This window comes from Neptunomonas antarctica (assembly GCF_001305295.1).
Classification (GTDB): domain Bacteria; phylum Pseudomonadota; class Gammaproteobacteria; order Pseudomonadales; family Balneatricaceae; genus Neptunomonas; species Neptunomonas antarctica.
This window is the reverse complement of record NZ_LJSI01000055.1, coordinates 84,549-96,478: the sequence shown is the minus strand read 5'-3', so window position 1 is coordinate 96,478 and position 11,930 is coordinate 84,549. Positions and strand designations below refer to the sequence as shown.

11 protein-coding genes are annotated in these 11,930 nt (G+C 46.7%); 7 read left to right on the top strand and 4 right to left on the bottom strand.

All coding sequences use genetic code 11. The features are described from left to right. Positions 1-232 precede the first annotated feature (232 nt). Positions 233-1,168, bottom strand: a complete 936-nt coding sequence (locus Nant_RS20550; RefSeq protein ID WP_054343559.1) for a LysR substrate-binding domain-containing protein — start codon at positions 1,166-1,168, stop codon at positions 233-235. A gap of 128 nt (positions 1,169-1,296) precedes the next feature. Between Nant_RS20550 and Nant_RS20545 the strand changes: the two genes are divergently transcribed. From Nant_RS20545 to Nant_RS20515, 7 genes are all read left to right on the top strand, one after another. Further along, entirely contained in the window at positions 1,297-1,860 is a 564-nt protein-coding gene (locus Nant_RS20545; protein WP_054343558.1) for a TRAP transporter small permease, read from the top strand. Then, positions 1,853-3,151 carry a TRAP transporter large permease gene (locus Nant_RS20540; RefSeq protein ID WP_054343557.1) on the top strand — a complete coding sequence of 433 codons (1,299 nt, stop codon included), beginning with the start codon at positions 1,853-1,855 and terminating at the stop codon, positions 3,149-3,151. The genes Nant_RS20545 and Nant_RS20540 overlap by 8 nt, the downstream gene beginning before the upstream one ends. Positions 3,152-3,191: 40 nt before the next feature. After that, positions 3,192-4,190, top strand: coding sequence for a TRAP transporter substrate-binding protein DctP (dctP, locus tag Nant_RS20535; protein ID WP_054343556.1), 999 nt, complete (start codon positions 3,192-3,194; stop codon positions 4,188-4,190). Positions 4,191-4,305: 115 nt separating this feature from the next. Next, on the top strand, positions 4,306-5,430 hold the full coding sequence (locus Nant_RS20530) for an NAD(P)/FAD-dependent oxidoreductase (protein ID WP_054343555.1): 1,125 nt from the start codon (positions 4,306-4,308) through the stop codon (positions 5,428-5,430). Continuing rightward, entirely contained in the window at positions 5,408-5,803 is a 396-nt protein-coding gene (locus tag Nant_RS20525; protein WP_076496104.1) for a (2Fe-2S)-binding protein, read from the top strand. The genes Nant_RS20530 and Nant_RS20525 overlap by 23 nt, the downstream gene beginning before the upstream one ends. Beyond that, entirely contained in the window at positions 5,800-7,188 is a 1,389-nt protein-coding gene (locus Nant_RS20520) for an FAD-dependent oxidoreductase (protein WP_054343554.1), read from the top strand. Before Nant_RS20525 ends, Nant_RS20520 begins: the two co-directional genes overlap by 4 nt. 73 nt (positions 7,189-7,261) lie before the next feature. Further along, positions 7,262-7,612, top strand: coding sequence for a RidA family protein (locus Nant_RS20515; protein WP_054343553.1), 351 nt, complete (start codon positions 7,262-7,264; stop codon positions 7,610-7,612). Between the two features lie 126 nt (positions 7,613-7,738). On the opposite strand, the gene Nant_RS20510 is transcribed toward Nant_RS20515, so the two are convergent. The 3 genes from Nant_RS20510 to Nant_RS20500 form a co-directional block, all read right to left on the bottom strand. Further along, the gene (locus Nant_RS20510) at positions 7,739-8,659 is read right to left on the bottom strand and encodes a LysR family transcriptional regulator (RefSeq protein ID WP_054343552.1); all 921 of its coding nucleotides are present in this window, start codon (positions 8,657-8,659) and stop codon (positions 7,739-7,741) included. 178 nt (positions 8,660-8,837) lie between these two features. After that, positions 8,838-10,199 carry an NAD-dependent succinate-semialdehyde dehydrogenase gene (locus Nant_RS20505; RefSeq protein WP_054343551.1) on the bottom strand — a complete coding sequence of 454 codons (1,362 nt, stop codon included), beginning with the start codon at positions 10,197-10,199 and terminating at the stop codon, positions 8,838-8,840. A gap of 39 nt (positions 10,200-10,238) precedes the next feature. Continuing rightward, positions 10,239-11,897, bottom strand: coding sequence for a thiamine pyrophosphate-dependent enzyme (locus Nant_RS20500; protein WP_054343550.1), 1,659 nt, complete (start codon positions 11,895-11,897; stop codon positions 10,239-10,241). Positions 11,898-11,930 lie beyond the last annotated feature (33 nt).

Genomic DNA, 11,930 nt, shown 5'->3' with positions numbered 1-11,930 from the left:
ACCTCTTTTATGGATGGTAGCAATTGGTTTCTTAGCTGTAGTACTTCTGTTGCCGGGCGAAAGCCCGGTTTTTTGCTTGAAACACACAATCCTGCTGATCTAATACCACTCAGCATCTCGAAATTTCGCTTAAATGCAGATTAAAATTTCTTCAAGGCTTAAGCTCTAAATTCACACAGATGCTTATAAACACTGGTATTTATTCAAGTCAGCAAGGTAACCATCTATACCTTCAACCCGATAGTTTTTCAAACAACCCACCACTGCTTTTATGGAGCTTCTTAAGCTCCTCGCGTAATAACTTTACAAACGATAGCGTCAGGCTCGATTTAGTTTTATGTGCCGGAAATATCAAGTTATAGCGATAAACAATACGCGGTTCAAAGCGCTTTATGACTAAGCCAAGCTTTTGGTAATGTAACGCCGTTATTGGTTCTACCAAAGATACCCCCGCCCCTGCCATGACTAACGCACATGCACTGTAAGATAGTTGCGTATCCATTAAGAGCTTGCGTTTAACACCTGCAGAATCGAATACACTATCAATTTTATGATGGATACTTTGCTCTGTTCCCAGTGATATGAAATTTTCGCCTTCCAGATCTGCAGGGACAAGCACGTCCTTATCTGTAAGGCGATGGCCTGCAGGCAAAACACAGACTAAACGGCTTTCTGCCAGCGGCTCAACTTCAATGGCCACATCTGCCATCGGAATGGCAGAAACCACCCCCAAATCATATTGCTGACTGGCTACTAAATCAGCGACTTGCTGAGTACTTCTCACCTGCAAGGAGAAGGTCACATCTGGATGCACTTGCCCGAACAACTGTGTAACTCGTGGAATAAAGTCGATGGAAACGGCAGGCATAGAGGCGACCCTCAATGTACCGGTATGGCATTCCCGTAAATCATCTGCTGCCCGCGTCAATGTTTCCAGTGAGACAAAAGAGCGCTCTACTTCTGCATAAAAAACATGTGCTTCAGGCGTTGGGATCAGACGCTTTTTATGACGTTCAAACATCTGAACCGCCACCATACTCTCAAAATCACTTAATAAGCGACTCACTGCTGGTTGCGAAATACACAGGATATCGGCCGCGCCGCTGGTCGTCCCACTGATCATTACTGCCCGAAACGCTTCAATCTGTCGATAGGTTACGCGTGCCATCACTTACCCCACTTAATAACAAAATATTATCAAGTGATATAAATAAACGATTTGATGTTATTTAATCAAGCATTCATTATTAACCAAAGCTGAAACCTCAACGAGAAACATAAAAAAGAGAGGGACTGATGGAACAAATGTTTCGTTACCTACTGACTGCTTTAATCAGCACAGTAGCTGCCTGCCAATTCATACAAGTTATTACGCGTTACGTTTTTGAAACACCCATTATGGGTTTGGAAGAAACCGCGCTGATTCCGACGATCTGGCTGTACATTATGGGTAGCGTTAACGCCTCACGCGAAGACACCCAGATACGTGCCAATGTGCTTGAAATCTTTCTCAAGACAGATCATGCACGCGCCATACTGCAAGCCATTTCGGAGATCATCAGTATAGCGATCTCTATCTGGTTAACCTGGTGGGCCTGGTTATATTTCACCTACTCCCTGCGTGTATGGAAAGGTACACCCACACTTTATATCCCTACCTTTATATACGAATCAGCCCTGTTTCTCGGTTTGCTTATGATGACGGCATTCACGATATGGCACCTGGTTCGTAATCTCCAGTACCTGCTGGGGTATCGCACTAAACCTGATCACAAGATTGACCCAGACCTTCCCACCACTAACGAAGTGGAAGAGTTCAAGATTTTAGCTGACACGCAGAAGGATAATAACAATGGTTGAGATCGCGATTCTGGCTTTTGCCGTACTGGTCATACTACTGACCATTGGTGTGCCTTTGCCTTACTGCTTTGGGGCTGGGCTCATCGTTATGACCACCATAGGCGAAGCGTCTATGCGCGGCATGATGCTATGGGGGTTTAGCCAACTAACTAACCCTGTGCTGCTGGCGATTCCACTGTTTGTTTTTGCCGGCACCATTATGAGTATCAGCGGTATTGCCGCCAGTCTGCTCGATTTCGTTAACATCTTTATTGGCCGTATCCGTGGTGGGCTTGGCGTAGTCGCCGCGATCAGCTGCGCCATTATCGGTGCGATCTCAGGTAGCGGTCTCACGGGGATTGCTGCGATTGGCCCTTTGCTGATCCCTGAAATGGAGCGCAAAGGCTACCCACGAGCCTATGCAACCGCATTAGTGGCTAACTCCTCAATTCTTGGTCTGCTGATTCCGCCAAGCGTCACTATGATTATTTATGGCTGGGTGACCGACACCTCCATTCTGGCTTGTTTCCTTGCGACGCTGGGGCCGGGCCTGCTGATTATGACTAACTTCTCCATTGTGAATCTGGTCATGTCTCGTAAATTTCCGCTGATTCTGGATGATCCAATGCCGATGAAGCAGCTAATGCGTGAAGCCAGCAACCGCACGGTTAATGCGATTCCGGCATTACTGATGCCGGTTATCATTCTCGGTGGTATTTACGGCGGTATTATGACGCCGACTGAAGCAGCGGCCATTGCGGTTATCTATTCACTGCCGGTTGGGTTCATGATCTACAAAGGACTGACCTTCAAAACCTTGCTGGAATCTGGCAAAGAGTCGGCCACCGCCGTGGGCTCTATCCTGATCATGATTTTGTTTAGCCTGATGCTGAGCCAGATCTATGTGATGGAAGATATTCCACAAATGCTGGTCGATAAGATATTTGATATCACCGACAACAAAGTACTGCTGTTGATACTTATCAATCTATTCCTGTTCGCTATCGGCATGGTCGTTAACGATATAACCGCCATCATTTTAACAGCCCCACTGCTACTGCCTTTGATGTCTGCATTGGGTGTTAGCCCCATCCAATTTGCAGCCATCATGGGTGTTAATACAGCGATGGGCGGCGTTACACCACCGTATGCCAGCATCCTCTATTTGGGCGCTCGTATCGGCAAAGTTAAATTCACGGAAGTGGTTAAGCCAGCCATGCTGCTAATCCTTTTCGGATACATCCCAGTTGTAATACTGGTATCAGTCTGGCCTGACCTGTCGGAATACTTTCCACGCGCGTTCGGCTATTAAACAACACAAAAAAACATCTAATGTCACTCGGGAGATAACAATGAAAAAAAACCTGATCAATAAGCTGGCCATGGCGGTCGCATTATCAGTATCACTTACGGCAACAGCACACGCGGTTACGCTTAAACTGTCACATGTTCGCCCTCAGGCAACCGCTATCGATATGGATGCTAAACAGTTTGCAGAAGATGTAAAAGCAGCCACTGATGGCAAAGTGAAAGTTAAAATTTATGCGGCCAGCGCTCTCGGTGACTACACCGTAGTACAGGAACGTGTTGGATTGGGTGCCGTCGACATGGCGGTTCAACCACCTGCATCCAGTGTCGATAAACGCTTTCAAATCGTTTACATGCCTTATCTGGTAAAAACCTGGGACGATGCCCAGAAAGTTTTCGCCAAAGGCTCTTCTATGCGCCAGACCGTTGCTGAATTGTATGACGCACAGAACATCCACGTATTAGGTGCATGGCCGGTTTACTTTGGTGGAGTCTCTTTGAACAAAGAGATCGAAAATGCAGCCGACCCTACGGTTAACAAAGGTGCGAAACTTCGCGTACCACCGATTAAAACGTTCCAGATGACGGCTGACAATATCGGCTTTATCGGCTCGCCACTGCCTTTCTCTGAAGCCTTCACGGCCGTACAAACCGGTGTTGTCGATGGCGTTATGGGTTCTGGTGCAGAAGGCTATTACGCCTCATTCCGTGATGTGACTAAAAGCTATCTGCCGATCAACACCCATTTTGAAATGTGGTACCTGATCATCAATAAAGATGTTTTCGCCGAAATGAATGATGACCAGCGCACCCAGCTGGAAATCGCCGCTGACAAGTTTGAAGCGACACGCTGGGAAAATGCCCGTGGTGATCAAACGAAAAATGAGAAATTGCTAGAAAAATCTGGCGCGACAATAGTCCCTGTCAGCGAAGCGCAAATTGAAGCACATGCCAAAATTGTCCGTGAAAAAGTATGGCCAGAAATCATTAATGATATCGGCGCAGAATGGGCACAAGGCGTGCTAGATAAAGCGCTTAATTAAACTGCTCTGAAACCGGCTTTTAAATAAGCACTGCAGTAAATACAGCCTTGTATTAAATTTTGTCTCATTGCCCGGTGTTCGTTCACCGGGCCTTTTTCTCATTAAAGGACACTCCATGACGCAGTTTTCAACTGACAGCCAACGTAGAGCAGACGTTTGCGTACTGGGCGGCGGAATCGTAGGTCTGGCCGTCGCGTTGGGCCTGCAACGCAATGGACTGAGCGTAACAATTTTGGACGAAGGCGATAGTGCGCTACGTGCCTCACGCGGTAATTTTGGTTTGGTGTGGGTACAAGGCAAAGGCGACACCTTGCCAGAATATGCGGCTATTTCACGCTTGTCAGCTCAACTCTGGGCCAATCACGCACAACAACTTAAAGACGCCACGGGTATCGATGTTCAGCTTCAGCAGCGCGGTGGTTTGTTTCTGTGCCTGAGTGAACCAGAACTTCGTGAGCGGCAAGCCATGCTAACCCGTATGCGAGTTGCAGCGGGGGGCGACTACCCATTTGAAACACTGGATCTGCAACAACTTCGCGAATTTATTCCTGAAGCAGGTCCTGAAGTGGCCGGGGCAACCTGGGGGCCGGAAGACGGTCATCTCAACCCGCTATTATACTTACGCGCCATGACTGAACACTTTTTACAACGCGGCGGCAAAATTGATAATTCGGGAAAAATATCCAGAATAGAACCAACCGATTCAGGCTTCACACTCACCTCTGATGCCGGACAATGGCATGGCGATCAAGTGGTATTAGCAGCAGGATTAGGTAACCGGGATTTGGCACCTCAGGTGGGCTTGTCTGCCCCCTTAGTTCCAAACCGTGGTCAGGTACTTATCTGCGAACGCGTAAAACCCTTTTTAAACTACCCAACGGGACATGTCAGACAGACCAACGAAGGCACGCTACAACTGGGCGACTCAAAAGAGGATGTTGGCTTTGATCCCGGCACGACGACCGACGTTATTGCCAAGATTGCTCACCGCGCCAGCCAGATGTTCCCGCTATTACGGGATGTTCGTTTGATCCGCGCGTGGGGTGCTTTACGCGTCATGACGCCTGATGGCTATCCACTGTATGAAGCATCTAAACAGTATCCGGGTGCTTACCTGGTTACCTGCCATAGCGGCGTCACGTTAGGTGCTCTACATGAAGGTCCCATTGCCGACTGGATTGCCAGCGACCGAACTGAATTGCCATTGGAGGTATTCAATGCCAAACGCTTTACCCTTTAAACGCCTGACCACCAACAGCACTGAGTGGATCACTGTTTATATTGAAGGTCAGCCTGTCAAAATACGCCAGGGTGATAGCGCCGCAGCGGCAGTTCTGGTTGCAGGCTTACAGCCCAGCCGCACAACCGTTGTCAGTGGCAGTGGCCGGGCACCCTATTGCATGATGGGGGTCTGCTTTGAATGTCTGTTAAAGATCGATGGCGTAGAAAATGTGCAAGGCTGTATGACGCCTGCCTGTGACGGGATGCAGATAGTTAGCCAGCAACAGGCTCGACAGCTTAACCGCACAGATTTTAGCGACTCTGACTTAAGCAGCGCTAATCTAAGCAACAAGAATCTTACCGACAAGAAAAATGAGGACCCGAGCGTATGAATATTCCTGTATATGATCTGGTCATTATCGGGGCCGGCCCAGCCGGTATGTCTGCCGCAGCAACGGCCTCATCGCATGGTTTAAAGATAGTTATTTTGGATGAGCAAACAGCACCCGGCGGGCAAATTTATCGATCGATTAGTAACCCCGCTATCGCTGATGAAAATATTCTGGGTGCTGATTATTACCATGGCCGCTCATTGTTAACCGCCATGCGCTACGCCAATGTCGACTATCTGCCCGGCAGTATTGTGTGGGCCGTTTCGCCTGACTTATCCATCAGCTTTAGCCGTGCGGGTAAAAGCAGCCAGATCAAAGCCAAAAAACTCTTAATCGCTACCGGTGCGCAGGAGCGTCCCGTACCGTTTCCAGGCTGGACGCTTCCCGGCGTTTTGACCTGTGGCGCAGCACAAATTCTACTTAAGAGTAGCGGACTCACACCGGCCGCCCCACTGATTTTGGCAGGCAGCGGCCCTCTGCTGTTATTAATAGCCGCGCAACTTAACAGAGCGGGTGTAGAGATTGAGGCTATTCTCGATACGACCCCTAAGGGCCGTTATCTGAAATCACTGCGCTATTTACCCGCTGCCTTACGTAACTTACCCCTGTTAATAAAAGGGGTAGGGTTACTGGTAGAGCTCAAGCGCAGCGGTATTCGATACGTGAACAATGTATCGCAACTAAAAGCCTTACCCGGTAGCAACCAGCTGTTAAGTAAACTGCAATATAGCGTCGATAACCGTATTGAAACAAGCAGCTGCACTACATTACTGGTGCATCAGGGCGTTGTTCCTAATGTGCAGTTAACCCGTGCTTTACAGCTGGAGCACCAATGGGATGAATTGCAACAATGCTGGAAACCCTCACTGGACAGTTGGGGCGAAAGCAGTCAGGCCGGTATTTTTGTAGCCGGTGACTCAGGCGGAATTGCAGGGGCTCGCGCTGCTGAATATATGGGCGAATTAACCGCACAGCGAATTGCACAACAGTTAGGCAAACTCAATAAGGAATCGTTATTGAAGCAGACAGCCAAAGCAGGAAGGTTACTTTATCAACAGCAGGCCATACGCCCTTTCCTGGATGCAATGTACCAACCAGCCGATGAGTTTTTAAAACCCTCTGACGAGACACTGGTGTGTCGTTGTGAAGAAGTTACCGCAGGCCAGATACGCGGCATGGTTGCACAAGGCTGCACCGGGCCGAACCAGACTAAGGCCTTTAGTCGCGCTGGAATGGGGCCGTGCCAAGGACGTTTATGTGGATTAACGGTTGCTCAGATTATTGCAGATGAACGTAAAGTTCCGGTAAAGGACGTGGGTTATTACAAAATCCGTTCACCTATTAAGCCACTCACGATTGGCGAAATAGCAGATTTGGCTGAATGAATACTCACACACGTAACTAAGACTCCATTATCACTATTGATTAACTATCAACTATTAACTACAGGTAGAAACAATGTCGATTACCCGATATGAAACTGGCGTACGCATGAGCCGTGCCGTTGTACATAACAAAACCGTTTATCTTTGTGGCCAGGTAGCAGAGGATCGTACTGCTGGTATTACAGAACAAACACAAACCATGCTGGCAAAAGTCGTTTCTCTGCTTGAATCAGTAGGCAGCTCAAAAGAAAATATCCTGTCAGCCACCATTTACCTGAAAGATATGAGCTTATTTGCTGAGATGAACAGCATCTGGGATGCGTGGGTTGATGAAGGTAAAGCACCTGCCAGAGCCTGTGTTGAAGCCCGCATGGCCAGCCCTGAACTATTGATCGAAATTTCTGTGATAGCAGCGCTCGATTAAGACTAAAAAGCGGATGAAATAAAGCCAGTTATTATTTAATTAGCTTTATTTCATCCAGTAAGCGGTCGTTAATGACATTAAAGGCTTCTGTGCTTTGGTCTTTTAAGCTAACTGTCGCAATAACGCTTACGAGATATCAAACTCTACAATCTCTTCAATAAACTTAGCTTCAATAAGTGATAAAGCCCGGTGCTTGTGCCAAAAGATATAAACAGGTATGTCAGCAACACCTTCTTCTGGTGGCAAACGTCTGAGATTAGATTCCAGATAGGTCGCCGCAATAAACTGATCCGGTAAAGCGCCTATGCCATATCCGGTGTAAATCAGACGGACCACTTCATCTAAATTATTGGTATAGGCGCTAATACGACCGGTTAGGCCATGCGTTTCTTTAAATACAGCAATTGGAAAGAGGACCTCACCAATATCTTCACTATGGAAAGCAATAAAATCCTCTTTCGATAGACTGTCTAAATTCAAATCTGTTGCTGAAAATAAAGGATGATGATATCCGCAATATAGATAATAACGTTGCTTGAATAATAGCTTTTGATTAAGAAGTTCGGGGGTATGCCTGGCCAAACAGATACCAACAGCAGGATTTTTTTGCTCGATATCATTCAAAATATCCCTGCTTGATTTCACCGTCAAATCTAAAGTGATATTTGGATATTTATGTTTAAAATAAACTAAGAAATCATCATATTTTGGATTGTGAATTCGGCTGGCTACCAAGAGCTTAATCTCACCTTCTAATAGATGAGAGTTGCTGCCTTTCATAGCCTCAATGGAGGTAATCTCTGTGAATATCGTTTGAGCGACTTGCAAACAGTAATGACCGATGGGCGTGAGCTTTAAGGGCTTTGTATTACGTATAACAAGCTGGCTGTCGAGTTGCTCTTCGAGTTTTTTAAGGTTTTGACTGACCGCCGATTGGGTAATATTTAAACGGCTAGCAGCAGCGCTAATACTTCCCTCTTCATATATAACGATGAGCACATGAAGCAATGTCCAATTCAAACTATCTGCTAATTTCTGTTGTATCATGGCAATTTCAGCACTTATATTCTAAATATATTGATAAATAAACAATGCGAAAAGCCTGCCAAAATTAGTGAGGGTTAGTGTTTATGTTGACTAACCCTACAGGCGCTCAGCTCGCTTTTCATCATTGTCTTTAGCTGATAATACAATATAGTCAGGAATATAGGGGCTGCATAAGCGCTTATTTATGATATAGCTTAAAGTTTACAAACTCACTCATACCATAAGGTCCGAGCTCGCGACCAAAACCGGATTGTTTAACGCCGCCAAAGGGTAGTTCAGCGGCTGAACCTGGTGCTTGATTAAACGCTACCATACCGACCTCTAGTCGCTCAGCGACGCATTGCCCGCGTGCCATATCCTGTGTATGAATACATGCCCCCAGGCCAAATGGCGTATCATTAGCAAGCCTGATAGCATCTTCTACATCGTCCGCTTTATACACTACGGCTACGGGTCCGAATAATTCATCATGATAGGCTTTCATATCTGAGGTAATATCAGCCAACAGCGCAGGTTTGAACCAAGCCCCAGGCTTTGCTATTTGTCCACCGGCCACTAACACGGTAGCCCCCTGATTTACCGCATTATCATATTGCTCTTGAATGGTTTTTAACGCTTGAGCAGAGGACAGCGGGCCTAAAAAAGTAGCTTTATTTAATGGATCAGCAGGCGCTAATGACTCAACTTTATGAGTCAGCTTTTTTACAAAATCATCATAAATATCGGCGTGCAGAATAATACGTTTTGCCGCGTTACACGCTTGTCCGGCATTGCCAAACCTACCGATAAATGCGCATTCTACTGCGTGATCGATATCCGCATCTGCCAATACTATAAATGGATCTGAGCCGCCTAACTCGAGGACCACTTTTTTCAACGCAGCACCTGCCACTTGTGCAACAGCAGCACCTGCCCGCTCTGACCCTGTTAAGGACACACCTTGAATACGTTTGTCGTTAATGATTGATTTAACCTGTTCATTAGTCACAAAAACATTGTTGTAGACGCTTTTAGGCAAGCCTGCTTGCGCCAATATAGAAGTAATCGCTGTCGCAGACTGTGGGCATGAAGGTGCATGTTTCAGCATAATCGCATTACCTAACATCAAATTGGGGGCAATAAAACGTGCCACCTGATAGTGAGGATAATTCCACGGCATAATACCCAGTAGAACGCCAATGGATTCCTTTTTCACGACAGAGTTTTGAGTGTCGGGCAATTCCGGTGTCTCTAAAAACTGTTCACCATACGTAGCATAATAACGAAAAATCTGACTGACTAGCGCGAGCTCTCCTTCTCCTTGCGCAACAGGCTTACCCATCTCGCAGGCCATAATTTTTGCTAAGACTTTGCGTTGCTCATCATATAAATCAGCAATATTATTTAATAGCCTTGTACGCTCATTAACATCACTTGTACGCCATGATTGATAAGCATTGTGCGATTCGCTGAGCATATCCCGGACTTGCTGATCGGAATGGCTGTCATACTTCTCTTCTATCTCGCCATTAGCAGGATTTGTTACTTGATAGCTTGTCATGATGCTTCCTTATTAGAAGTGACTAATAGCATTATAAATTTATGGCATTAACTCGTCAGGATCAGTAATCACATGTAGCAATACTGTCTTGCGCTCTTTTGTGACGACCTGCATCGCTTCGGTCACACTCGTCTTGATATCTCTGTTACTGGCAACACGTATGCCATGTGCACCAAAAGCATTGGCTAGCGCAGCAAAGTCCGGATTATGTAGCTGTGTACCGGATATCCGACCAGGATAATGGGCTTCCTGATGCTGGCGAATGGTGCCGAACTGTTGATTGTCCATTAGGATGATTAAAACAGGCGCCTGATAACGGATTGACGTGGATAGCTCCGCTTCATTCATCATAAATTCGCCATCACCCGTGACGACTACAGACAGGCGTTCTGGCGACTCTAGTGCGGCAACGATACCGGCCGGCAAACTATATCCCATGGCACCATTTCTGGTGCTGAGCTGACTCGGGAAGGTGTGAGTAGGTAGATAACGCTGCGCCCACAAACAATGATTACCCGCGCCAAAACTATATACGGCGTCTGTAGGCAATAGAGCAACAAGCTCCCTGATAACGTGCGTCATACTGGCATATGACGGGTCAGCGCTAACACTTATATTTTCTGTTTCCTGGTTTGATAAAGCACAATCTTTTCTTTGCTGTTGATGACAATAATTAAACCAGACGTCACGAGAATCTGAGCTTGCCAGCGATGCTTTGCTTATAGCTTTAGTAAAGCTAATAGGACTAGCGACAATATGCTCAGTGACTGAGCCACTATGCCCCCGCAAACTGGTATCTAAATTGACGATATAATTAGGCTTATCAAAAGACTGCCGTAGACGGTAACCATCACTAGCGACGTCACCTAATACTGTTCCGACCGTAAGCAACACATCAGCCGTTTCAATTAATGCCGCACATTCGTCCGAACGACCATAACCCAGATAACCAGCATGCGCAGGAGAATCAAAAGTAACCCGGTCCGAGGCGCGCCAATCATGAATCACAGGTATGTGGTTGTCTTCTGCAAACTGCGTCAATTGCTCAGACGCTTCAGGCGTCCAATTTTGGCCACCTGCAAAAATTAACGGCTTAGCAGCGTTTGATAGGGCATCAAGTATGATAGTGAGCTTATCGTCAGCGACACCTCCTTCAGCAACGGGTATGACAGGATGAAGTTGTCCATGGAACTCCTGCTTAATGATATCTTCAGGCAATCCCACTACAACGGGGCCAGGCCGACCTTCTAAGGCAGCATGAAAGGCTTTTGCCACAATCTCAGATGCTCTTGAGACTTCATCCAATATAAAGACACGCTTACATTGGCTGGAGAACCATTGATTAGGATCAAACTCCTGGAAAGACTCACGATTCCTATCGGCAACGGGAATCAGACCAACAAATAATATCAGAGGCACACCATCTTGCCATGCGGTATGGATGCCGGTGTAGGCTTGCGCAGCGCCCGGCCCACGTGTGACCATAGCTATACCCGGCTTACCTGTAAACTTACCGTGCGCATCAGCCATGTACGTACAGGCTGCTTCATGGCGACAAACCACTGTCTGAATATCTGCATTATACAGGCCATCTAATACCGACAAATAGCTCTCGCCCGGGACAACATACGCGCGACTGACCCCGTGTAATTGCAGACTATCTACGATCGCTTGACCACCATGAATTGTATTATTCATTATTATTACCTTAACGATTATTCTTTTAGTGCG